At 72.3% G+C, this 24,030-nt stretch carries 18 protein-coding genes and 1 pseudogene; 7 read left to right on the top strand and 12 right to left on the bottom strand.

Annotated features, from left to right (window positions below; translation table 11 throughout):
- Positions 1-76 precede the first annotated feature (76 nt).
- Positions 77-1,684, top strand: coding sequence for a class I adenylate-forming enzyme family protein (locus tag FGW37_RS13685; protein WP_179081332.1), 1,608 nt, complete (start codon positions 77-79; stop codon positions 1,682-1,684).
- Here the strand turns inward: FGW37_RS13685 and FGW37_RS33980 are convergent.
- The 4 genes and pseudogenes from FGW37_RS33980 to FGW37_RS13700 all read right to left on the bottom strand — a co-directional run bounded on the left by FGW37_RS33980 (position 1,669) and on the right by FGW37_RS13700 (position 9,454).
- On the bottom strand, positions 1,669-3,243 hold the full coding sequence (locus FGW37_RS33980; protein WP_343067232.1) for a serine/threonine-protein kinase: 1,575 nt from the start codon (positions 3,241-3,243) through the stop codon (positions 1,669-1,671). The two genes, FGW37_RS13685 and FGW37_RS33980, sit on opposite strands and share 16 nt — an antisense overlap.
- A gap of 1,374 nt (positions 3,244-4,617) precedes the next feature.
- Positions 4,618-5,343: pseudogene (locus FGW37_RS33985) on the bottom strand (protein kinase); the annotation flags it as partial.
- Between the two features lie 44 nt (positions 5,344-5,387).
- The gene (locus FGW37_RS13695; RefSeq protein ID WP_179081334.1) at positions 5,388-7,316 is read right to left on the bottom strand and encodes a serine/threonine-protein kinase; all 1,929 of its coding nucleotides are present in this window, start codon (positions 7,314-7,316) and stop codon (positions 5,388-5,390) included.
- 431 nt (positions 7,317-7,747) lie between these two features.
- On the bottom strand, positions 7,748-9,454 hold the full coding sequence (locus tag FGW37_RS13700) for a glycerol-3-phosphate dehydrogenase/oxidase (RefSeq protein WP_179081335.1): 1,707 nt from the start codon (positions 9,452-9,454) through the stop codon (positions 7,748-7,750).
- 247 nt (positions 9,455-9,701) lie between these two features.
- On the opposite strand from FGW37_RS13700, the gene FGW37_RS13705 reads away from it, so the two are divergent.
- Positions 9,702-10,973 (top strand): nucleotide sugar dehydrogenase, encoded by a 1,272-nt coding sequence (locus FGW37_RS13705; protein WP_179081336.1) that lies wholly within the window; start codon positions 9,702-9,704, stop codon positions 10,971-10,973.
- A gap of 40 nt (positions 10,974-11,013) precedes the next feature.
- Here FGW37_RS13705 and FGW37_RS13710 read toward each other — a convergent pair whose 3' ends face one another.
- Entirely contained in the window at positions 11,014-12,165 is a 1,152-nt protein-coding gene (locus FGW37_RS13710) for a rod shape-determining protein (RefSeq protein ID WP_179081337.1), read from the bottom strand.
- A gap of 141 nt (positions 12,166-12,306) precedes the next feature.
- Between FGW37_RS13710 and FGW37_RS13715 the strand changes: the two genes are divergently transcribed.
- Positions 12,307-12,912, top strand: a complete 606-nt coding sequence (locus FGW37_RS13715; RefSeq protein WP_179081338.1) for a hypothetical protein — start codon at positions 12,307-12,309, stop codon at positions 12,910-12,912.
- 83 nt (positions 12,913-12,995) lie between these two features.
- Here the strand turns inward: FGW37_RS13715 and FGW37_RS13720 are convergent, their stop codons facing one another.
- From FGW37_RS13720 to FGW37_RS13735, 4 genes are all read right to left on the bottom strand, one after another.
- Positions 12,996-14,123, bottom strand: coding sequence for a GuaB3 family IMP dehydrogenase-related protein (locus tag FGW37_RS13720; protein WP_179081339.1), 1,128 nt, complete (start codon positions 14,121-14,123; stop codon positions 12,996-12,998).
- A 108-nt stretch (positions 14,124-14,231) separates the two neighbouring features.
- Positions 14,232-15,734, bottom strand: a complete 1,503-nt coding sequence (guaB, locus tag FGW37_RS13725; protein WP_179081340.1) for an IMP dehydrogenase — start codon at positions 15,732-15,734, stop codon at positions 14,232-14,234.
- 185 nt (positions 15,735-15,919) lie between these two features.
- Positions 15,920-16,525, bottom strand: a complete 606-nt coding sequence (locus FGW37_RS13730) for a sigma-70 family RNA polymerase sigma factor (protein WP_179081341.1) — start codon at positions 16,523-16,525, stop codon at positions 15,920-15,922.
- A gap of 369 nt (positions 16,526-16,894) precedes the next feature.
- Positions 16,895-17,506: a response regulator transcription factor gene (locus FGW37_RS13735; protein ID WP_003948568.1), complete on the bottom strand. Its 612-nt coding sequence runs from the start codon at positions 17,504-17,506 to the stop codon at positions 16,895-16,897.
- Between the two features lie 400 nt (positions 17,507-17,906).
- Between FGW37_RS13735 and FGW37_RS13740 the strand changes: the two genes are divergently transcribed.
- Positions 17,907-18,212: a WhiB family transcriptional regulator gene (locus tag FGW37_RS13740; protein WP_030368345.1), complete on the top strand. Its 306-nt coding sequence runs from the start codon at positions 17,907-17,909 to the stop codon at positions 18,210-18,212.
- An 88-nt stretch (positions 18,213-18,300) separates the two neighbouring features.
- On the opposite strand, the gene FGW37_RS13745 is transcribed toward FGW37_RS13740, so the two are convergent.
- On the bottom strand, positions 18,301-19,212 hold the full coding sequence (locus tag FGW37_RS13745; RefSeq protein WP_179081342.1) for a LysR family transcriptional regulator: 912 nt from the start codon (positions 19,210-19,212) through the stop codon (positions 18,301-18,303).
- A 79-nt stretch (positions 19,213-19,291) separates the two neighbouring features.
- Here FGW37_RS13745 and FGW37_RS13750 point away from each other — a divergent pair, with 79 nt between their 5' ends.
- From FGW37_RS13750 to FGW37_RS13760, 3 genes are all read left to right on the top strand, one after another.
- Positions 19,292-19,966: an MOSC domain-containing protein gene (locus FGW37_RS13750; protein ID WP_179081343.1), complete on the top strand. Its 675-nt coding sequence runs from the start codon at positions 19,292-19,294 to the stop codon at positions 19,964-19,966.
- Positions 19,967-20,136: 170 nt separating this feature from the next.
- On the top strand, positions 20,137-20,910 hold the full coding sequence (locus FGW37_RS13755) for an SDR family NAD(P)-dependent oxidoreductase (protein WP_179081344.1): 774 nt from the start codon (positions 20,137-20,139) through the stop codon (positions 20,908-20,910).
- A 138-nt stretch (positions 20,911-21,048) separates the two neighbouring features.
- Positions 21,049-21,747, top strand: a complete 699-nt coding sequence (locus FGW37_RS13760; RefSeq protein ID WP_179081345.1) for an ester cyclase — start codon at positions 21,049-21,051, stop codon at positions 21,745-21,747.
- A 122-nt stretch (positions 21,748-21,869) separates the two neighbouring features.
- Here the strand turns inward: FGW37_RS13760 and groL are convergent, their stop codons facing one another.
- Positions 21,870-23,492, bottom strand: a complete 1,623-nt coding sequence (gene groL / locus FGW37_RS13765) for a chaperonin GroEL (protein WP_179081346.1) — start codon at positions 23,490-23,492, stop codon at positions 21,870-21,872.
- Between the two features lie 106 nt (positions 23,493-23,598).
- On the bottom strand, positions 23,599-23,907 hold the full coding sequence (gene groES, locus FGW37_RS13770) for a co-chaperone GroES (RefSeq protein WP_179081347.1): 309 nt from the start codon (positions 23,905-23,907) through the stop codon (positions 23,599-23,601).
- Between the last annotated feature and the right edge of the window lie 123 nt (positions 23,908-24,030).

Consider the following 24,030-nt stretch of genomic DNA (forward strand, 5'->3'; position numbering starts at 1 on the left):
CTGGACCGACAAGCCGTGACGGCCTACGCTTCGCGGCACTTCTCTGACGCACAGTCAGTTACGGGGAGGGCCCGCCATGACCCGCGCCGCCGACGACCTGTCCGCCTCCCGCACCCTGTGGGAGCTGCTCGACCGCCGCGCGGAGCTGACCCCCGGCGCACCGGCCCTCATCCAGGCCGACGAGCCGGACGGCGCCGGGCCCGGGGCGGGCGATCGCACGACGACCTTCGGGGAGCTGCGGACGCGCGCCGAACGCACCGCCGCCGGGCTGTACGCGCTCGGAGTGCGCCCCGGCAGCCGGGTGGCCTGGCAGCTGCCCACCCGCACCGAGACCGTCGTCCTGTCCTTCGCGCTGGCCCGCCTCGGCGCCGTACAGACGCCCCTCATCCCCTCCTACCGCGACCATGAGGTCGGCCACGCGCTACGGGCCACAGAGGCCGGGTTCTTCGCCGTCCCCGGCATATGGCGGGGCTTCGACCACTCCGTCATGGCGTGCCGGCTCGCCCTCGCGCTCCCCGCACCGCCCCTCGTCCTCACCGCCCACGCCGGCCTGCCCGAAGGGGACCCCGCGGCGCTCCCGCCCCCGCCCGCCGACGGCACCGCCGTCCGCTGGATCTACTGGACCTCCGGCACCACCTCCGCCCCGAAGGGCGTCCTGCACACCGACCGCGGGCTCATCACCGCCGGCGCCTGCCTGGCCGCCGCACTGCGGCTCACCCCGCAGGACGTCGGGTCCATGGCCTTCCCCTACGCACACGTCGCAGGCCCCGACTACACCGTGATGCTCCTCCTGCGCGGCTTCCCCGCCCTCCTCGTGGAGCACTTCTCCCTGCCCGGCTCGCTCGGTGCCTACCGCCGCAACGGCGTCACCGTCGCGGGCGGATCGACCGCCTTCTACTCGATGTTCCTCGCCGAGCAGCGCAAACAGCCCAGGCGCAAGATCATCCCCACCCTCCGGCTCCTGGCGGGCGGCGGCGCGCCCCGGCCGCCGGAGCTCTACGACGAGGTGGCCCGCGAGCTGGGGTGCCGGCTGGCGCACGGCTACGGCATGACCGAAGCCCCGATGATCACCATGGGGGACCCGGAGGACACGGCGGAACACCTCGCCCGCACGGAAGGCCGACCGCCCGCGGGCATGGAGATCCGCGTGACCGATGCGCACGGCGAGCCCGTACCGACCGGCACCGAAGGCGGGATACGGCTGCGCGGCGAAGCCGTGTGCCGGGGCTACCTCGACCCCGCCCAGACGGCCGAGGCCTTCGACGCCGACGGCTTCCTCATCACCGGCGACCTCGGCTTCCTCACCGCCGGAGGCCACCTCGTCCTCACCGGCCGCGCCAAGGACGTCATCATCCGCAAAGGCGAGAACATCTCCGCCCAGGAAGTCGAACAGCTGCTGCGGCGCCACCCCGCCGTCGACGACGCCGCAGTGATCGGACTGCCCGACCCCGTACGCGGAGAACGCGTCTGCGCCGTCGTCCAGCAGCCCCCCGGAGCCGCGCCGCTCACCCTCGGCGAGCTCGCCTCCCACCTGACGGGCGCCGGGCTGTCCGTACACAAGATCCCGGAACAGCTGGAACTGGTCGCCCTGCTCCCCCGCGACAACACCCTGCGCAAAGTACTCAAGTACAAACTGCGGGAGCGCTTCGGAGCGTGCAGCGAGCCCGGTCAGTCCGCCCGGTAGGCGGCCGCCGCCTGCTCGAAGAAGCGGTCCACCGCGCGCTGCTCGTCCACCGGACCGATCACCTGCAGCAGGTGATAGCGACCGCCCAGGATCGTGGCGGAGTTGCGCACGTAGACCTGGCGGCCACTGCTGTCCGTCCAGTTGAACGTGCCCTCCGCGGACGCCGTCCGGCCCACGTCGATACGGCGCAGCCCGGAGGCCCCGGACCACGACGAGGAGCGGTACGCCGCCAGCTCGGGCTCCTTCTCCTGCTGGTACGCCATCGGGTCGCTGCCGAACTCCGCCACCTTGTCCCGGCCGGGCACCACGATGAGCCGATAGTCCCCTCCGGCGTAGACGACCTGCCCGCGGTCGTTCTCCCCCCGGCGCTGCCAGTCCTCGGCGACAGCCACGGTGAACCCCTTGGGGTCCTGACGCAAGGCGAAGCCCTCGGCGGGACCGCCGGAGTCGGCGCTCCGCGCTTCCGGCGAAGCTGACGTGACCGGCGCCGCCGACGTCGCCGGCGGGCTGCTCCCGCCCGACTTGCCCGTAGTGGCCGGTGCATGGGGCGCAGCGCTGCGTGCACCCGCCGTGCCCGTGAGGTCCGCGGGCGCCCGGCCCGCCTGGCCCGCGCTCTCCTCGGCGCGCGGCATGAACAGCATCGCGTACAGCACGGCACCGGTGAGGAGCAGCAGGACCAGGCCCAGCAGCAACCGGCCCAGGCCGTAGGCCGAGCGGGCGGGGCGCCCGCGCTGCTCCTGCAGGTGGCCGGTGCGGGGCTCCGCGGGGTGGGCGGCAGGAGCGTTGTCCTTGGCCGTCTTCTTGTGACGGCCGTGCACGGCGGGGGCGGTGTCCACGGCCGTGATGGAACGGCTGCCGCGCCTGCGGCGCACGACCTCTCCCTTGCGCCGGACGACCGGGAGCCGGTGCCTGCCGTCCGCCGGGGGCTCCTCCGGCTCGGCGGGCGGCACGGTGATCGTGCGGCCGCCGGGATCCGGTTCCGGTGCCGAACGGATCAGGGAGCGCAGCCAGCCGCGGAGCTCCTCGAACTCCGGGCGCTCGGCCGGGTCCTTGCGCATCAGCGACTCGACCACGGGGCGCAGGGCGCCGCACTCCTCGGCGAACGCGGGCGGCTCCGCGCACACGATCCGCACCAGCTCGGCCGCGCTGTCCTCCGGGTAGGGGGCGTGCCCCTGCACGACGCGGAAGAGCAGGGCCCCGAGCGCCCACAAGTCGGCCGCGGGGCCGACCGGGGGCGCCAGCTGCCAGCTCTCCTGGACGGGCCACGCCTGCTCCGGGGCCCACCGCTCGGTGACGGCCCCGACGACGACCATCCGGGCCTGCCGGGCACGCTCGGCGGCGAGGGGGCTCCCGGGCTGCTGCCCGGGAGCCCCCCAGACGGCCGAGGCATCGGGGGCGTTGACGGCAGGACGGGGCGGCGGGGGAGCGGGTGCAGCACCCCGGCCTCCGGCGGAATCGGCGGGCGCGCGCGGCGGGGTGACGGCGGGGCGAGGAGGGGGCGGGCCGGGAGTCAGGCCGGGGAGGCCGGGCCAGGAGTCCGCCTTCCCGGGAAGCTTCACTTCGGGGACGTCCGGCCGGGCGGCGTTCGTCCCATCGGCGGGGCCTCGGGACCGGTTCCTGCCGGGGGGTGCGCCGTGGAGAGGGCCGGCGGTCCGGGGCGCCGGCACCGGGGCGGAGCCGCTGGCGGCGCTGCCGCCGCCCCACGTGGACGAGCCCGTCGGCGTCGCGGACGACGCGTTCCTCCCGGCCGCGCGCGCGGCCGCAGCCCGGGCGGCCCCTTCGCGATAGGCCGCGATAGCCGCAGACCGCACCTGCCGAGGCCCACCTTCCCGCCCGGCGCCTTGCGCACCCGGCCGGAGAGGACTCTGCCCGCCCGGACGCCCGGCACCCGGGCCGCCCGACTGACCGGCACCCTGCCGGCCCATGTGCCCAGCGCCCTGCCCACTCGGACGCCCGGGCCCCTGCCCACCGGGGCGACCGGCCCCTTGGCCACCCGCCGATCCCACGCCCGGCACCCCGGCATCACCAGCACCCTGCCCGACCGGTTGCCCGGCTCCAGCCCCTTGCCCGCCCGGCAGCCCCGCACTCCGCCCACCCGGCCCCGGCACCCCCGCGCCCGGCCCGCCGGGATACCCGGCGCCCTGCCCACCGGGGCGGCTCGTGCTCTGTCCGCCCGGACGCCCGGAGGCCTGATCCCCCGACAACCCAAGGCCCTGGCCACCCGACGACCCGGCACCCTGCCCACCCAGGCGACCCGCACTCGGCCCGCCCGGACGCCCGGTGGCCTGATCTCCCGACAACCCAAAACCCCGGCCACCCGACGACCCGGCCCCCTGCCCACCCGGGCGACCCGCACTCGGCCCGCCCGGATAGCCGGCGTCCTGCCCGCCCGGTTGCCCGGCGCTCCGCCCACCCGGACGGCCGAAGCCCTGCCCATCCGGCCCCGGGTGCCCGGGGCTCCGGCCGGTCGTCAGCGGGCCCGCTGACGACCCGCCCGTCGTCAGAGGGCGGAAACCCTCCGGCGGCCAAGGCCTGACCGGTGCTACCCGGCCGCTCGGCGGCAGGAATCCGCCCGCGGCTCCCTGGTCCTGGTACGGAGGCTGCGCGGGCCCCGGGCCCGGCTCGGCTGAGCCCGGCGCGCCTCCGATCGGGCCGTGTCCGTCCAGCGGACCTCCGCCCGGCCCGTATCCGCCCGGCGCGCCTCCACCCGGAGCAGATCCACCCGGCCCGCACCCGTCCGGTCCGCCTCCCGGCGTACCCCTCGCGCCGTCTCCCCGGCCCGCCGAGCCGCCGCGGCCCCGTGGTATCGGCACTCCGCCCTGGCCGTCGGAGTCCGCGGGTGGGGTCCGGCCGTCCGGGACGGGGTTGTAGCCGCAGAGGGCTTCCTCGGCGGCGCCGGCGGCCAGGCCGGTGAGGATGGCGCGGCCGTCGTCGCAGATGAGGACCGTGCGCGTGGTGATGTTGCGGTGGGTCCAGCCGTGGGCGTGCAGGGCGCGCAGGGCGGTGAGGACGTCGGCGGCGACCTCGGCGGCACGGTGGGGCGAGAGGGGGCGCTCGGCGAGCAGCGCGGCGAGCGGGCGGGCGGGCAGCAGCTCGCTGACGACCCACAGGCTGCCACCCTCGGCGAAGACGTGGAAGACCTGGTCGAGCCGGGGGTGATCGGGGACCTGCGCGGCGGCCGCGGCGGCGGCCAGTGCCCGCCTCACCGCCGGATCGCTGTCGGCACCGGAGGCCCCGAACGCACCAGCAGCACCAGGCGTACGGCCCGCCCCGGCGTGGGCAGCGCCCGGGGCGCCGTCCAGCACCTCGGCTTCCACGACCTCCGGCAGCGGGACCTGCCGGACGAGGACCTCCTGCCCGCTCAAGGTGTCGAAGGCACGGGTCTCGACGAGCTCGAAGACGTCGGACGGCGGCAGGGGCAGGCGATACCGGTCGGCCAGGATCCGCCCTGCGTAGTCGTCCACGACGCCTCCCCAAGCGCGCGATCCGCACCTCGCCCGAATGCCCGGACAACCGCCAACAGCGGTCAATTTGCCGCCTATTGCGGCTGCGTACCGTCCACGACACCTCACGATACGTGCCGAACCCGCCCCTTCGGGCGCGTACGGCTCAGTACATGGCACCGGGGATGGACCGGGGTGTCGTCCGTCGCGCCACACCCGTCAGAAAGGTCGGCTCCAGCCTCCCGGGTAGCGGGAGTGGGTCAGTCCTCCGGCGTGAAGGTCCTGAACGCCGCGTCCCGCAGTGCCCGGCACTCGGCGTCGCCCCACTTGCCCTTCTCGCACGTGATCATGATGGCGTAGCCGCGCTCGTCGTCCACCTTGAAGCCGCGGTTGAGGACCTGGACGCGCCTGCCGTTCTGGTCGCGCTCGAACGACCAGTCCGCGATGGTCGGGTAGTCGTGCCCCTCCCAGCCGCGGATCTCCTGGACGGACAGCCCCTTGTAGTTCGGCATGCTGTGCCGGGCGCCCGCATCGGCGTCGCGCCACTCCTTGGCGGCGTCCGACTTCGGGTCGGAGCCGAAGTCGACCTGGACGCGCGGGAAGCCGCCGGACGCACTGTAGATGGCGCCCGAGTGCTCACCGGCGGTGCCGGTCTGCTTCCAGCCCTCCGGTACGGCGATCGTGAAGTGGTATTCGTCGTTCTCGATCCGCTTGAACCCGGCGATGTCCGGGCCGCCCTGACCGCCCGGGACGGAGACGGAGACGGAGGCGGACGCGGCAGCGCCGGCGGAAGCGGCGGCGGAAGCGGACTTGACCTTGAGGTCCTTGCCCCCCTTGCCCTGGGCGTCCGCCTTGCCCGACGCCCCGGCCGAAGGAACGTGCTTGGTCGCGGACTTGCCTTCCTTGCCGCCTTCGTCGTCACCGCCGCTCAGCGCGAAGGCGAGGACCGTGCCGAGCACGGCCAGCACGACGACGACCGCCGCGACGACCAGCGTCCGCCGCGGCACGGTCTCCAGGATGGGCTTGCGCACGCCACCGCCCTGCCGCGTACCGAGCAGGCTGCCACCCGCGCTCCCCCGCCCGCCCGGGGCGTCACCGGAGAACTGACGGGTGGTGGAGTCGGCGCCCGCGGCGAGCGGTGTGCCGGGGGCCGGGGGCGCGACGCGCGGCGGCCCCTGCGGCGAAGGCGCGTGCGCAGGCTTGGCCACGGGCTCGCCCGCCCGCTTCACGGCGGGCTTGACCTGCGGTCGGGCAGGTACGGCCGACTCCGGTATCGGCGGGACGGCGATGGCCTGCGTGGCGTCCAGGTCCGGTGCGGCCGGCTTCGGCTTGGGGGGCAGGCGCTCGTCGGGGGCGTTGACGGCGTCGGTGAGCAGCGCGCGGGCGCCCGCCTCGTCGAGCCGCTTCTCCGGGTCCTTGGCGAGCAGCCCGTACATGACCTCGGCCAGCGGGCCGGCGTTCTTCGGCGGGCCGAGCGGCTCGGTCATCACGGCGGTGAGGGTGGCTATGGCCGAGCCCTTGTCGTACGGCGGGACGCCCTCGACCGCCGCGTAGAGCAGGCCGCCCAGCGACCAGAGGTCCGCGGGCGGGCCGGGCTTGTGGCCGCGGGCGCGCTCGGGGGAGATGTACGAGGGGGCGCCGACGAGCATGCCGGTGGAGGTGACGGAGGGGTCGCCCTCGACCTGCGCGATGCCGAAGTCGGTGAGGACGACGCGGCCGTCGTCCGAGATGAGCACGTTGGACGGCTTCACGTCGCGGTGCAGGATGCCCTGGCGGTGGGCCGCGCTCAGCACGTCGAGGACGGCGAGGCCGACCTCGGCCGCCCGACGCCACTTCAGCGGCCCGTCCTCGCGGATGACATCGGCGAGCGAGCGGCCCTCGATGAGCTCCATGACGATCCAGGGGCGGTCGTCCTCGTGCACGACGTCGTAGACGGTGACCGCACCCGCGCTGCGGATCCGGGCGATGGCCTTCGCCTCGCGCAGCGTGCGCGTGATGAGGCGTCGCTTCTCGTCCTCGTCAATGTTGGCCGGGAACCGCAGTTCCTTCACGGCGACCGTACGGCCCAGGGTCTCGTCACTGGCACGCCAGACCGTGCCCATGCCGCCGCGGCCGAGGACGTCCCCGAGGCGGTACCGCCCGGCCAGGAGGCGCCCTGCCGTGCCCTGCGTCTGCTCCGCCTCCGACATGCGTCCCCTCTGGCAATCAGCTCTGCGACCAACCGACCCTGGCAGAGCCACCATTGTCTCTCATCCGCGGACCGGCGGAAGGCCAGGGTCCGCGGGCCGGCGGACAATACGGGCGCACCGCCGCCCTTCGCCCTCCGCGCGGCGCACGCCGGCCGCTGCCGCACCGGCCCGGCCCACCTGCGCCGCGAGAGCCCGGCGGCGCCCGGCACGGCGACGGCCACGGGTGCCGCACGAGTCCGTTGCCTTTACAGGACCGGGTTTCGGACAGGACGGTTCCCGGCGCGTCGAGGCTGTCACATGACGCTCATCAGAGCTCACCGGACACAACTGCCCCAACGGAGCATCGGCGGCATCGGATCACAGATATCTGAGATACCTGCTCACAGATATCTGATCAGAGACACCGGCTCACAGACACCGACTCAAAGGCATCAGATCGGCTGGACGTCCGGCGCCCCCAGCCGCGCCGCATCCGCCGTCAGGTCGTCGGGCTGCAACTGCGATTCGCGCTCGGCCTCCACCCGCTTCTCGTAGCGCTCGACCTCCCTCTCCACCTGCGACCGGTCCCAGCCCAGCACCGGTGCCATCAGCTCGGCGGCCTCGCGGGCGCTGCGCGTGCCGCGGTCGAAGGTCTCGATGGAGATGCGGGTCCGCCGGGTGAGGACGTCGTCGAGGTGGCGCGCCCCCTCGTGCGAGGCGGCGTAGACGACCTCGGCCCGGAGGTAGTCGTCGGCGCCGGTGAGCGGATCGCCCAGGGAGGGGTCGGCCGCGACGAGCTCCAGCAGTTCGTCCACCATCGAGCCGTACCGGTTCAGGAGGTGCTCCACGCGCGCCACATGCAGGCCGGTGTTCTGGGCGATCCGTGCGCGCCCGTTCCACAACGCCTTGTAGCCCTCCGCCCCGACGAGCGGCACGTCCTCCGTGACGCATTCGGCCACGCGCCGGTCGAGCGCGTGGACCGCCTCGTCCACGGCGTCCTTGGCCATCACGCGGTACGTGGTGTACTTCCCGCCCGCCACGACCACCAGCCCCGGCACGGGGTGGGCCACGGTGTGCTCACGCGAGAGCTTGCTGGTCGCGTCCGACTCACCGGCCAGCAGGGGACGCAGCCCCGCGTACACTCCCTGTACGTCGTCCCGCGTCAGCGGCACGGCCAGGACGGCGTTGACGTGCTCCAGCAGGTAGTCGATGTCCGCGCTCGACGCGGCGGGGTGGGCCTTGTCCAGGTCCCAGTCCGTGTCGGTCGTGCCGATGATCCAGTGCCTGCCCCAGGGGATCACGAAGAGCACGCTCTTCTCGGTGCGCAGGATCAGCCCGGTGGTGGAGTGGATGCGGTCCTTCGGCACCACCAGGTGGATGCCCTTCGAGGCCCTGACGTGGAACTGGCCGCGCTCGGCGATGAGCTTCTGAGTGTCGTCCGTCCACACCCCCGTGGCGTTGACGATCTGCCGCGCCCGGACCTCGAACTCCCCGCCCTGCTCCAGGTCGCGCACCGTGGCGCCGACCACCCGCTCGCCCTCGCGCAGGAAGCCGGTCACCCGCGCCCGGTTGGCGACGTGGGCGCCGTAGGCCGCCGCCGTGCGCACGATGGTGGCGACGTAGCGGGCGTCGTCCATCTGGGCGTCGTAGTACTGCAGCGCGCCCACCAGCGCGTCCTTCTTCAGACAGGGCGCGACGCGCAGGGCCCGCTTGCGGGTGAGGTGACGGTGGGTGGGCAGTCCGCGGCCGTGCCCGGAGGAGACCGACATCGCGTCGTAGAGCGCGACGCCCGAGCCCGCGTAGAGGCGCTCCCACCCGTGGTGCTGCAGCGGATAGAGGAACGGCACGGGCTTGACCAGGTGCGGGGCGAGCCGCTCCAGCAGCAGTCCGCGCTCCTTGAGGGCCTCTCTGACGAGGGCGAAGTCGAGCATCTCCAGGTAGCGCAGGCCGCCGTGGATGAGCTTGCTGGAACGACTGGAGGTGCCCGCCGCCCAGTCGCGCGCCTCGACGAGTCCCGTCGTGAGCCCCCGCGTGGCCGCGTCGAGCGCGGTGCCCGCGCCGACGACCCCGCCGCCGACGACCAGGACGTCCAGTTCCTGCTCCGCCATCCGGGCGAGTGCCGCACTGCGCTCGTCCGGCCCGAGTGTCGCTGTCCTCACCGCTGCCTCCGTTTCGGCCGCCGGTTGCTCCGCTGGTCCCTGCGCTCCGTGCTTCCGCGCTTCCGCGCTTCCGTGCTTCCGCGCTTCCCCTTCGATGCTGCCCCAGATCGGCGGGTTTGGCCGCGCCGGCGGCGCAGCGGAGCGAGCCGCGCCGCGTTGATCCCGAATAACAGTCATATATCCGCTTAACCTGATGTAACTCGTTCGCGTGCCGAACCCCCGGCTCCCCGGGAAGGACCGCCTCGCCATGCCCGCAGATCTCGCCGTCATCGGACTCGGCCACCTCGGACTCCCCCTCGCCCAGGCCGCGACCGCCGCCGGCATCGACACCATCGGCTACGACCCCGACCCGCACACCGTCGCCGAGCTGCGCGCCGGGCGGCTCCCCCAGGAGTGCGCCGACGGCTCCCTCACCGCCGCCGAGGTCCGCCGGATGCTCGCCGCCGGCTTCCGCCCCACGACCGCCGACGCCGAGCTCGGCAAGGTGCGTACCGCCGTGATCTGCGCCCCCACCCGGCTCGGCGAGGACAGGGCCCTCGACCTCTCCGCCATCGGCGCCGCCGCCCGGGCGCTCGCGGTACGGCTGCGCCCGCACACCACTGTTCTCCTGGAGTCCCCCGTCTACCCCGGCGCCACGGAGGAATACCTGCGCCCCCTGCTCGAATCCGGCTCCGGGCTGCGCGCCGGCCACGACTTCCACCTGGCCTACTCCCCCACCCGGGTGGACCCGGGCACCAAGCGCCACGGCTACGCCGGCATCCCCAAGGTCATCGGCGGCCTCACCCCGGCGTGCACGGAGGCCGCCGCCGCCTTCTACGGGCGAGTCTGCGAGAAGGTCGTCCGCGCGCGCGGGCCGCGCGAGGCGGAGGCCGTCCGCGTCCTCGAGACCAACTACCGGTACGTCAACGTCGCGCTCGTCAACGAGATGGCCGTCTTCTGCCACGACATCGGCGTCGACCTGTGGGACGTCGTGCGCTGCGCCGAGACCAAGCCCTTCGGCTTCCAGGCCTTCCGCCCGGGGCCCGGGGTCGGCGGCCCCGGCGTGCCCATCGACCCCAACTACCTGTCCTACAAGGGCCGCAGCCTCGGCTATCCGCTGCGGATGGTGGAAGTCGCCCAGGAGGTCAACGGGCGCATGCCGCGCTACGTCACCCAGCGGTGCGCCACGCTCCTCAACGAACACGGCAAGTCCGCGCGCGGGGCCCGCGTCCTGCTGCTGGGGGTCAGCTACAAGGCCGACGTCTCCGATCAGCAGGGATCGCCCGCCCGCGAGATCGCCTCACGGCTGATGGAGCTGGGGGCGCAGCTCAGCTACCACGACCCGCACGTGGCGCAGTGGCGGGTGATGGGGCGGCCGGTGCCGCGGGCCGACAGCGTGTACGAGGCTGCGGCCGCGGCCGACCTTACGGTGCTGCTGCAGCATCACCGGACCTACGACCTGCAAGGCCTTGCGGTGAAGGCGCAGCTGCTGCTGGACACGCGCGGGGCGACTCCCGCCGGCGCGGGGCATCGCTTGTAAGGGAGCCTGCAGGGAGCCGCTCCGCACGGAGGGCCCGGCGCTACAGCCGCCCCAGACCCAGCGCCCTGTTCGGCGCGTCCAGGACCGTCCTCAGGGCCGCGAAGTCCTCCACACAGCGGCCCGTGCCGACCGCCACGCAGTCCAGCGGGTCGTCGGCGATGATGACCGGGATGTCGAGCTCCTTGCTCAGCCGGACGTCGAGGCCGCGCAGCAGCGCGCCGCCGCCCGTGAGGACGATGCCGCGGTCCATGATGTCGCCGGAGAGCTCCGGCGGGGTCTCGTCGAGGGTCTGGCGGACCGCCATGACGATGGCGTCGACGGGCTCCGACAGCGCGTGGCGGATCTCGTCGGCCGTCAGCTCGCGCGTCTTGGGCAGGCCGCTGACCTGGTCGCGGCCGCGGATGGTGCAGCGCTCCGGCGGCTTGAGGCCCTGGGTCTCCTCCGGGTCGCCGCCGACCGCATCCAGGCCGGTGTCCTTCTCCAGCTGCTTGGCGAGGGCGGCCAGCCCGGCCGCGGACCAGTAGCCGGTCGGCGCGGCGGAGCCGATGTTCATCTTGATCTCCTCCGCGGTGCGTTCGCCGATCGCGAGGGAGTACTCCTTCTTCACGTACGAGATGATCGCCGCGTCCATCGCGTCGCCGGCGGTGCGCACGGAGCGGGCGGTGACGATGCCGCCCAGGGATATGACGGCGACCTCGGTCGTACCGCCGCCGATGTCGACGACCATGCAGCCGGTCGGCTCGCTGACGGGCAGGCCCGCGCCGATCGCCGCCGCCATGGGCTCCTCGACGAGGTGCACCTGACGGGCCCCGGCGCGCGAGGCGGCCTCGATGACGGCGCGCCGCTCGACACCGGTGATGCCGGAGGGCACGCACACCACGACGCGGGGACGGGCGAAGAAGCGGTTGCCCATGACCTTCTTGATGAAGTGCCGCATCATGCGCTCGGCCACCTCGAAGTCGGCTATGACGCCGTCGCGCAGCGGGCGGACCGCGACGATGTTCGAGGGGGTGCGGCCGATGGTCTCCTTGGCCTCGGAGCCGACCGAGAGCACGCTGCCGTCGTCGGCGTTCACGGCGACGACTGACGGTTCGTTGAGCACCACTCCCTTCCCGCGCACGTACACCAGCGTGTTCGCCGTGCCGAGGTCGATCCCCATGTCCCTGCCGCTGAACGACTTGCTTTGCGCCATAAGTTGCCATTATTCCTTACGGTCGAACTTTTATACGGTGTTCACAGCCGTGTGCTCGCTGTGGGTAACAGACTGCTGTCGTAGCACGCTGATACCTTTTGGCCCTTACTCAACACCGAGCACATTCGGGGGACATCGCAGATGAGCCAGCCCTGGCAGCAGCCGCAGCAACCGCAGCAGCCACCGCAGCACAACCCGTACGGCCAGCCGCCGCCCCAGCCGTACCCGCCGCAGCAGCACCAGCCCCACCCTCCCCAGCAGCCGCCCTTCGGCTACGGGCAGCAGCCTCCGCCGCCGTACGGCCCTCCCGGCGGCTTCCCGCCGCCGCCCCCGCCCGTCCGCCGGGGCAACCCCGGCCTCGCCGTGGTGCTCGGCATCGTGGCCATGCTCGTCGGAGCCGGTGTCTACGGCGGGATCCTCAAGGCCTCCGACGGCGGCCAGATCGGCTATCTCGCCGTCGGTACGGGCGCCCTCATCGGCGCCGCCCTGGGCAAGGTCGGCGGCCGCAACCCCGCCCTGCCGGTGGTCGGTGCTCTCCTCGGGCTCCTCGGCGTCTACCTGGGCCAGATCTTCGGCATCGCCCTGGAGCTGAGCGACGTCTTCCGCGTCCCGGTCACCACGATCATCTTCGAGCACTTCGACTCGCTGTCCGAGGCCTGGCAGGAGTACCTGGAGCCGATCGACGCGCTCTTCTTCATACTCGGCGGCGCGGGCGCCTTCCAGACCGCCCGCAAGCTGGGCGGCTGACACCCGCAGCCCCGCACGGCACGACGCCGAAGGGCCCGGACCGCCGTCGCGGTCCGGGCCCTTCGGGCGTCAGCTGCTCTGTGTCAGCGCTGGTCGTGCTGCGACGGCGCGACCGTCACCTCGACCCGCTGGAACTCCTTGAGGTCGCTGTAGCCCGTCGTGGCCATGGCGCGGCGCAGGGCGCCGAACATGTTCATCGAGCCGTCCGGGGTGTGCGAGGGACCGGTGAGGATCTCCTCGGTGGAGCCGACCGTGCCCAGGTTCATCCGCTTGCCGCGCGGCACGTCCTCGTGGACGGCCTCCATGCCCCAGTGGAAGCCGCGGCCCGGCGCGTCGGTGGCGCGGGCGAGCGGGGAGCCCATCATGACCGCGTCGGCACCGCAGGCGATGGCCTTGGGCAGGTCGCCGGACCAGCCCACGCCGCCGTCGGCGATGACGTGCACGTAGCGGCCGCCGGACTCGTCCATGTAGTCGCGGCGGGCGGCGGCCACGTCGGCCACGGCGGTCGCCATCGGGACCTGGATGCCCAGGACGTTGCGGGTGGTGTGCGCGGCGCCGCCGCCGAAGCCGACGAGGACACCGGCCGCGCCCGTGCGCATCAGGTGCAGGGCGGCGGTGTACGTGGCGCAGCCGCCGACGATGACCGGCACGTCGAGCTCGTAGATGAACTGCTTGAGGTTCAGCGGCTCGGCGGCGCCGGAGACGTGCTCGGCGGAGACCGTGGTGCCGCGGATCACGAAGATGTCCACGCCGGCGTCGACGACGGCCTTGGAGAACTGCGCGGTGCGCTGCGGGGAGAGCGCGGCGGCGGTCACGACACCGGAGTCGCGGACCTCCTTGATGCGCTGGCCGATCAGCTCTTCCTTGATCGGCTCGGCGTAGACCTCCTGCAGACGCTTGGTCGCGGCGGTCTCGTCCAGCTCGGCGATCTCGGCGAGCAGCGGCTCCGGGTCCTCGTAGCGGGTCCACAGGCCCTCGAGGTTGAGGACGCCCAGGCCGCCCAGCTCGCCGATGCGGATGGCGGTCTCGGGCGAGACGACCGAGTCCATCGGGGCGGCCAGGAACGGCAGCTCGAAGCGGTAGGCGTCGATCTGCCAGGCGATCGAGACCTCCTTCGGGTCGCGGGTACGGCGACTCGGGACGACGGCGATGTCGTCGAATGCGTACGCCCGGCGGCCGCGCTTGCCGCGCCCGATCTCGATCTCAGTCACGTGTGTGGCCTTTCCTTCTACGTCCTGCCGCATCCAGTATCCCCGACGCGGCGGAGCCCGCGGCCTGAGCGGTCGCGGGCTCCGTAAAAATGCTTTAAACGCGTACTACTACCGGCGGGAGTAGTTCGGCGCCTCCACCGTCATCTGGATGTCGTGCGGGTGGCTCTCCTTGAGGCCCGCCGACGTGATGCGGACGAAGGTGCCCTTGTCCTTGAGCTCCTGGATGTTGGCGGAGCCGACATAGCCCATGGAGGCGCGCAGGCCGCCGATGAGCTGGTGGGCCACCGAGCCCAGCGGGCCGCGGTAGGGCACCTGGCCCTCGATGCCCTCGGGGACGAGCTTGTCCTCGGAGAGGACGTTGTCCTGGAAGTAGCGGTCCTTGGAGAAGGAGCGGGCCTGGCCGCGCGACTGCATGGCGCCCAGCGAGCCCATGCCCCGGTAGGACTTGAACTGCTTGCCGTTGATGAAGACCATCTCGCCCGGCGACTCCTCGCAGCCCGCGAGCAGCGAGCCGAGCATCACCGCGTCGGCACCGGCAGCGATCGCCTTGGCGATGTCGCCCGAGTACTGCAGGCCGCCGTCGCCGATCAGCGGCACGCCCGCGGCGTGGCACGCCTGCGCGGCCTCGTAGATCGCGGTGACCTGCGGGACGCCGATGCCGGCGACGACGCGGGTGGTGCAGATCGAGCCCGGGCCGACGCCGACCTTGACGCCGTCGACACCGGCGTCGATGAGCGCCCGGGCGCCGTCGCGGGTGGCGACGTTGCCGCCGACGACATCGACGTTGATGTTGGACTTGACCTTGGCGATCATGTCGAGGATGCCGCGGCTGTGGCCGTGGGCGCTGTCGACGACCAGGAAGTCGGCACCGGCCTCGACGAGGGCCTGGGCGCGCTCGTAGGCCTCGTCACCCACGCCCACCGCGGCGCCGACGATCAGGCGGCCCTCGGCGTCCTTGGCGGCGTTCGGGTACTGCTCGGCCTTGACGAAGTCCTTGACCGTGATGAGGCCCTTGAGCACACCGGCGTCGTCGACCAGCGGCAGCTTCTCGATCTTGTGGCGGCGGAGCAGCTCGATGGCGTCCTCGCCGGAGATCCCGACCTTGCCCGTGACCAGCGGCATCGGCGTCATGACCTCGCGCACCTGGCGGCTGCGGTCGAGCTCGAAGGCCATGTCGCGGTTGGTGACGATGCCGAGGAGCTTGCCGGCCGGGTCGGTGACCGGCACGCCGCTGATGCGGAAGCGCGCACAGAGCGCGTCCGCGTCGGCGAGGGTGGCGTCCGGGCGGACCGTGATCGGGTCGGTGACCATGCCGGACTCGGAGCGCTTGACCAGGTCGACCTGGTTGGCCTGGTCCTCGATGGAGAGATTGCGGTGCAGGACGCCCACGCCGCCCTGGCGGGCCATGGCGATGGCCATGCGTGCCTCGGTGACCTTGTCCATCGCCGCCGACATCAGCGGGATGTTCACCCGGACGTTGCGCGAGACCCGGGAGGAGGTGTCGACGGCGTTCGGCAGGACCTCCGAAGCGCCCGGCAGCAGCAGGACGTCGTCGTAAGTCAGACCGAGCATCGCGAATTTCCCGGGCATTCCGTCGACGTTGTCAGTCATGACACCTTCCCAAATGGTCTTGCCCCAGCGCGGACTCCCATGCTAACGGCCGCCACACGTGTCCCATTCCACGACGGCTGAGGATCGCGTCACTTGGAGATTCGTACGAAGGCGGGCCGCGGTGGCCCTTGGGTCTCCCGCTCGGCCGGCCCTCCTGCCCGCCGGCCCTACTGCTCGGCCGGCCCCTACTGCTCGGCCAGCGCGCGCAGCCTGCTGAGCGCCCGGTGCTGCGCGACCCGCACCGCACCCGGCGACATGCCCAGCATCTGCCCCGTCTCCTCGGCGGTCATGCCGATGGCGACGCGCAGCAGGACCAGCTCGCGCTGGTTCTCCGGAAGGCTTGCGAGGAGCTTCTTGGCCCACTCCGCATCGCTGCTGAGCAGGGCCCGCTCCTCCGGCCCGAGCGAATCGTCCGGCTGCTCGGGCATCTCGTCGGAGGGCACGGCCGTGCTGCCGGGGTGGCGCATGGCGGCCCGCTGGAGGTCGGCGACCTTGTGCGCGGCGATGGCCACGACGAAGGCTTCGAAGGGGCGCCCGGTGTCGCGGTAGCGGGGCAGGGCGCAGAGCACGGCGAGACAGACCTCCTGTGCGAGGTCGTCCACGAAGTGGCGGGCATCACCCGGCAGCCGCGACAGCCGGGTGCGGCAGTAGCGCAGCGCGAGGGGGTGCACGAGGGCCAGCAGGTCGTGGGTGGCCCGCCGGTCACCCTCGACAGCGCGGGCGACAAGGGCGCCGATCTCTCCCGGGGCGGCCGCCGCAGCCGGGGGCACCGGGGTCTCGTCGTCGCGCATCGTTCCATGGTGCCTCGACGCCGGGCGTTCCACGGCATCGCCCTCGTCGTCGTGCGCCGAACCGTTACGTGTCGGCGTCCTCGCACTCACGTCTCGTGTCGCCCCCTTCCGGGTATGCCCGCCCCGCGCCCATGACTCCACCGATAGCTTGTGCCCCGTGCCACACGGCACCGGGCAAGGCTTGTCCGTCATGAGGTCTCTGCCGGCCGAGTGAGAAGCCTCGGCCTCCGCCGGGGAGGAGTCACACTCCAAGGATGCGGCATTCCTCGGAGTTTCGGCGTCAGACGCCGAAGCGGTGAGATCGCGGTGCGCGCCACCGGCCCGGGTGACGCGCACCGCGATCTCACTGCGCTACGCGCCACGGCCCGTCTAGCGGACCAGGCCCCAGCGGAATCCGAGCGCCACGGCGTGCGCCCGGTCCGATGCGCCCAACTTCTTGAACAGGCGCCTGGCGTGGGTCTTGACGGTGTCCTCCGAGAGGAAGAGCTCCCGCCCGATCTCCGCGTTCGAGCGGCCGTGGCTCATGCCTTCGAGCACCTGGATCTCACGCGCGGTGAGCGTGGGTGCGGCGCCCATCTCGGCCGAGCGCAGCCGGCGCGGGGCGAGCCGCCAGGTCGGGTCGGCGAGGGCCTGCGTCACGGTGGCCCGCAGCTCGGCGCGCGAGGCGTCCTTGTGCAGATAGCCCCGCGCTCCGGCGGCGACCGCGAGCGCGACACCGTCGAGGTCCTCGGCGACGGTGAGCATGATGATGCGGGCCCCGGGGTCCGCGGACAGCAGCCGGCGCACGGTCTCGACTCCACCGAGACCGGGCATGCGTACGTCCATCAGAATCAGATCCGAACGATCGGCTCCCCAGCGGCGGAGGACTTCCTCGCCGTTGGCTGCCGTCGTCACACGCTCGACGCCGGGCACGGTCGCCACCGCGCGGCGGAGCGCCTCACGGGCAAGCGGGGAATCGTCGCAGACGAGGACGGATGTCATGACCGTCCTCCGCAGCTGATGCGCGTCACCTTGAGCCTCCAGGCTGGTACTGATCGTCACCTGTGCGATCGACGACTCTGGCGCCGGGTCGGACACCTGCCCGACTGCTTCATCCGTCAACCGCCTCCGCCCTCTCAACGACGGTCACCCGAAAGAGTTACGGGGTCGGTCGAGCACGTTCGGCACTCTACGTGAGGGCGCGGACACGGAGCAGGGCGCATTGGGGGCGCCCGGCACACCACCCCTGTCACACCCCCGCCCCGCCCGTGTCACAACTGAGATATGCCCCATTTGCCCAAGCGGAGCAGTTTTTCTTCCCATTTGCTGGCGTCTATGACTAGATTCGCAATCAGTCATATTTACATCCACCCGGCAGACCGTTCGCTTCGAGGGGATAGCAATGGCAGATTTCTCCCGGCTTCCCGGTCCCAACGCCGACCTGTGGGACTGGCAGCTCCTGGCCGCCTGCCGCGGGGTCGACAGCTCGCTGTTCTTCCACCCGGAGGGTGAGCGCGGCGCCGCCCGCAGTGCGCGCGAGACCTCCGCGAAAGAGGTGTGCATGCGCTGCCCGGTACGCGCCGAATGCGCGGCGCATGCGCTGGCCGTGCGGGAGCCCTACGGCGTGTGGGGCGGCCTCACCGAGGACGAGCGCGAGGAGCTGATGGGCCGCGCGCGACACAGAGCAATCGCCGCGGCCGGCTCATAAGGAGCCGAAACCGCGGCCGGACCGCAAGCCCGCGCCGGGGCGCCGCCCGCCCGGCGCGCGGAACTGACACCCGGGCGCCGGGCCCCTCTCAGCGCCCGGCCGTCCCCGCCAGCTTGTCCAGCATCGCGTCCACCGCCGGCACCCGCGCCAGGTCCGGCAGGGTCAGGGCCACGATCTCGCGGTGCACGGCGGGCTCCACCGGGACCACCCGCGCGCCCTTGGGGCGTACGGACTCCAGCGCCAGCTCCGGCATCACCGCGACCCCCAGCCCGGCGCCGACCAGGCCGAACACCGCCGGGTAGTCGTCGGTCGCGAAGTCGATGCGGGGGGTGAACCCGGCGCTCTCGCAGACCTCCACCAGATGCCGCCGGCAGCGCGGGCAGCCCGCGATCCACGGCTCCTCGGCCAGGTCGGTGATGCCGATGCGCTCCGCCCCGGCCAGCCGGTGCCCCTCCGGGACCACGCCGATGAGCCGGTCGGTCAGCAGCGGGCGGACGACGAGGTCCTCCCACTCCGCGCCGGCGGCCGGATCCGACCCCCGGACATCGGGGTAGCGGAAGGCCAGCGTGATCTCGCACTCGCCGTCGCGCAGCATCTCCACCGAGCGCGGAGGCTCGGCCTCCACCAGGGAGATCTCGGTGCCCGGGTGCGCCGCCCGCATCTGCGCGAGCGCGCCGGGCACGAGCGTCGAGCTGCCGCTGGGGAAGGACACGAGCCGCACCCGGCCCGCGCGCAGCCCGGCGATGGCCGCGATCTCCTCCTCGGCGGCGGTCAGCCCGGCCAGGATCCCGGAGGCGTGCCGGACGAGGGCCGTCCCGGCCTGGGTGAGGCGCATCTCGCGGCCCGTGCGCACCAGCAGGGGCGTGCCCGTGGACTGCTCCAGCGCCTTCATCTGCTGACTGACGGCGGGCTGGGTGCAGCCCAGCTCGCGCGCCGCGGCGGAGAACGAACCGGTCAGGGCCACCGCGCGCAGCACCCTCAGATGACGAGCCTCGATCATGCTGCGAGCATAAGGCAACCTTGGAGAAGTCGCGACTTGACCCCTGGTGGCTTTGAGTTGCAGCGAGTAATCTCGGTCCATGCACCTCCTCTCCGTGAATGTGGGCCGCGCCGGTACGGCGGACCTCCCAGGCGCGCCCGGCTTCGAGGCCGGCATGGCCACCGGAATCGACAAGCGCCCCGTCGAGGGGCCGGTCGCCGTGGCCGCGCCGGGCCCCAAGGGCATAGGCGGCAGCGGCCTCGCGGGCGACGAGATCGTCAGCCTGCGCCACCACGGCGGGGACGACCAGGCGGTGTACGCGTTCGCGCGCGAGGATCTCGACCGCTGGGAGCAGGAGCTCGGCCGCCCCCTGCCCCACGGCTCCTTCGGCGAGAACCTCACCACCAGCGGTCTCGACGTCAACGGCGCGCTGATAGGCGAGCGCTGGCGCATCGGTGCCGATCTGGTGCTCGAAGTCAGCGCTCCCCGCATCCCCTGCCGGACGTTCGCCACGTGGCTCGGCGAGGCGGGCTGGATCAAGCGGTTCACCCAGGAGGCAGCCCCCGGCGCCTACCTTCGGGTGATAGAGCCGGGCGAGATCCGCGCGGGCGACCCCGTCACCGTCGTCCACCGCCCCGGCCACCACGTCACGGTCTCCTTCCTCTTCCGCGCCCGCACCGTCGAGCGGGCCCTCCTCCCCGACGTTCTGGCAGCCGGGGACGCCCTTACGGCCGGTACGCGCGAGAAGGCGCTGGCGTATCAGGCGAGCCTCTGAGGTCTCCGGAGCGGCTCCGGCGGCGGGCCGGGCGGGCGGCGCCGCACCCCTGACCGGGCGTCCGGAGCGCCCCGGCCGCCGCCCCGTGACCGTCAATCAGCGCCGACCCGCCGTCAAAACGCCGTAAGGCATCGTCAAGCACCGCGTCCGCCGGGCTTTACCGTGCCGGTATGACGACTGTATTGATCACTGGAGCGACTGCCGGGATCGGCGCCGCCTTCGCGCGCCGCCTGGCGGGCGACGGGCACGACCTCGTACTCGTGGCCCGTGACGAGGAGCGGCTCGGCCGCCATGCGACCGAGCTCCACGACCGGCACGGCGTGGAGGTGGAGGTCCTCCGCGCGGACATCTCCGAGGACGAGGGCATCGAGGCGGTCGAGGCGCGCCTGCGCGACCGCGAGCGCCCGGTGCACCTGCTGGTCAACAACGCCGGCTTCGGCAACAAGGGCGGCTATCTGGAGGTGTCCCTCGCCGACGAGCTCAAGATGCTCAAAGTGCACTGCGAGGCGGTGCTGCGGCTGACGTCCGCGGCGGCCGAGGGGATGCGCGAGCGCAAGCGCGGCGCGGTGATCAATGTGGCGTCGGTGGCCGCGTTCGTCCCGCGCGGCACGTACGGCGCGAGCAAGTCCTGGGTCGTGCAGTTCACCCAGGGCGCCGCGCGCGACCTGGCCGGGAGCGGGGTGCGGCTGATGGCGCTGTGCCCCGGTTTCGTGCGGACGGAGTTCCACCAGCGCGCCGGGATGGGCACGGACAACGTGCCCGGCTGGCTCTGGCTGGACGCCGACAAGGTGGTGACGGCCGCGCTGCGGGACCTGTCGCAGGGCAAGACGCTGTCGGTGCCCGACCCGCGGTACAAGGCCATGACGGGCCTGATGAAGCTGGCGCCGCGCAGGGTGGTGTCGCGGGCGTCGTCGACGACGGGTCGCAAGTACGGGCCGAAGTAGTGCGCACGCTCCGCTGCGCATACACGCCGGTGACGCACCCGCGCCGGTAGAGCGCAGAAGAGCGCGGAATCCCGCAGAATCCCGCCCTCCCGGGTGATCCATTCAGGACTAACCTGGATATATCACCCGGGAGGCGCCATGACTTTCGTACAGATCATCGACTGCAAGACGAGCCGGTACGACGACATGAACCGGCTGATGGACGACTGGGTCGCCGCGACCGAGGGGAAGCGCACCGCCACGCACTCGATCGTGGGCAAGGACCGCGCGCAGGGCGACCACTACGTGGAGATCGTGGAGTTCCCCTCCTACGAGGACGCGATGCGCAACTCGAAGCTCCCCGAGACCGACCGGATCTTCGCCGAGATGGTCGCGCTCTGCGACGAGACGCCGACCTTCACCGACCTCGACGTGGTCCGCGACGAGCAGCTCAACAAGGCCACGGCCCGCCGCTTCTTCGACGAGGTGGCGCGGGACGGTGACCTCGACCTGATCGACGAGCTCTTCACCGGCGACCACCGCGACCACGACATCGGCAAGGCCGAGCCCGACACGACCGGCCGGGACGTCATCCGCTCCGACGTCGAAGGCTGGCGGGAGGCGTTCGACTTCGCCTTCACCCTCCACTCCCAGATCGCCGAGGGCGACGAGGTCGCCACGCGCTGGACCTGGCGGGGCACGCACCAGGGCGACTTCATGGGCCACCAGCCCACCGGGCAGGAAGTGGTCATGACGGGCACCACCGTCTTCCGCTTCCAGGACGGGAAGATCGCCGAAGGCTGGTGGTTCTACGACCTGCCGCGGCTGATGCGGCAGCTGGAGGCGGGGCCGGTGTGAACCGCGGCACTCGCTGTGAACCACGGGCACCGCTGTGAATCACGGACACCCTTGAACGGCCGGAGCCCGGCACCCCACCAGGGGTGCCGGGCTCCGGACTGCAGCCGCCGTGCGGCGCGGGGTCAGTGCGAGTGACCGTGGCCGTGGCCGGCCTCGGCCTCCTCGTCCTCCTTCTTCTCGACGACCAGGGTCTCGGTCGTGAGCAGCAGGGAGGCGATGGAGGCGGCGTTCTCCAGGGCGGAGCGGGTGACCTTGACCGGGTCGATGACGCCGGCCTTCACCAGGTCGCCGTACTCGCCGGTCGCGGCGTTGAAGCCCTGGCCCTTGTCGAGCTCCGCCACCTTGGAGGTGATGACGTAGCCCTCGAGGCCGGCGTTCTCGGCGATCCAGCGCAGCGGCTCGACGGCGGCGCGGCGGACGACGGCGACACCGGTGGCCTCGTCGCCCTCCTTGCCCAGGTTGCCCTCGAGCACCTTGACGGCGTGGACGAGCGCGGAGCCACCACCGGAGACGATGCCCTCCTCGACCGCGGCGCGGGTCGCGGAGATGGCGTCCTCCAGACGGTGCTTCTTCTCCTTGAGCTCGACCTCGGTGGCCGCACCCACGCGGATGACGCAGACGCCGCCGGCGAGCTTGGCCAGGCGCTCCTGGAGCTTCTCGCGGTCCCAGTCGGAGTCCGTGGCGTCGATCTCGGCCTTGATCTGGGCGACGCGGCCCTGGACGTCCTCGGTGTTGCCGCCACCGTCGACGATCGTGGTGTCGTCCTTGGTGATGGTCACGCGGCGGGCGGAGCCCAGCACGTCCAGGCCGACCTGGTCGAGCTTGAGGCCGACCTCCTCGGCGACGACGGTGCCGCCGGTCAGGGTGGCCATGTCGCCCAGCATCGCCTTGCGGCGGTCACCGAAGCCCGGGGCCTTGACGGCCACGGCGTTGAAGGTGCCACGGATCTTGTTGACGACGAGGGTGGAGAGCGCCTCGCCCTCGACGTCCTCGGCGATGATCAGCAGCGGCTTGGAGGAGCCACCCTGGATGATCTTCTCGAGCAGGGGCAGCAGGTCCTGGATCGAGGAGATCTTGCCCTGGTGGATGAGGATGTACGGGTCCTCGAGGACGGCCTCCATGCGCTCCTGGTCGGTGACCATGTAGGGCGACAGGTAACCCTTGTCGAAGGCCATGCCCTCGGTGAAGTCGAGCTCCAGGCCGAAGGTGTTCGACTCCTCGACGGTGATGACACCGTCCTTGCCGACCTTGTCCATCGCCTCGGCGATGAGCTCGCCGACCTGCTTGTCCTGGGCGGACAGGGCGGCGACGGCGGCGATGTCGGCCTTGTCGTCGATCGGGCGGGCGGTCGCGAGCAGCTCGTCGGAGACGGCCTTGACCGCGGCGTCGATGCCCTTCTTCAGGGCGGCCGGGGAGGCGCCGGCGGCGACGTTGCGCAGACCCTCGCGGACGAGCGCCTGGGCCAGGACGGTCGCGGTGGTGGTGCCGTCACCCGCGATGTCGTTGGTCTTGGTCGCCACCTCCTTGACGAGCTGGGCGCCGAGGTTCTCGTACGGGTCCTCGATCTCGACCTCACGGGCGATGGTGACGCCGTCGTTGGTGATGGTCGGGGCACCGAACTTCTTGTCGATGACGACGTTGCGGCCCTTGGGGCCGATCGTCACCTTGACCGTGTCCGCCAGCTTGTTGACACCGCGCTCGAGGGCGCGACGGGCGTCCTCGTCGAACTTCAGGATCTTCGCCATGGTTGCTTCAAGTCCTCTCAAACGAACTGCGCCCCGGCGCCCGGTTGTCCGGACGGTAGTCGCGGAAACGGGGACCAGGGGCGCAGATCACATCAAACGGGGTGAATTACTTCTCGATGATCGCGAGCACGTCGCGAGCCGAGAGGACGAGGTACTCGTCACCGTTGTACTTCACCTCGGTGCCGCCGTACTTGCTGTACAGCACGACGTCGCCGACCTGGACGTCGAGCGGAAGGCGGTTGCCGTCCTCGAAGCGGCCCGGGCCCACGGCCAGGACGACGCCCTCCTGGGGCTTCTCCTTGGCGGTGTCCGGAATAACCAGGCCAGAGGCCGTGGTCTGCTCGGCGTCGAGCGGCTGGACCACGATGCGGTCCTCGAGCGGCTTGATGGCAACCTTGGAGCTGGCGGTCGTCACGATCCGACCTCCCCCTTCGGAGATTCACGGGGTTATCTGTCTGAGGTGGCGACCAGGAGGATCCGTCGTCGCGGGTGCCGGATTCTGCCCGTCGCTGTGTTTGGCACTCCCGGGTGGAGAGTG

Origin of the sequence: Streptomyces rectiverticillatus (assembly GCF_013394065.1) — a bacterium.
Classification (GTDB): Bacteria; Actinomycetota; Actinomycetes; order Streptomycetales; family Streptomycetaceae; genus Streptomyces; species Streptomyces rectiverticillatus.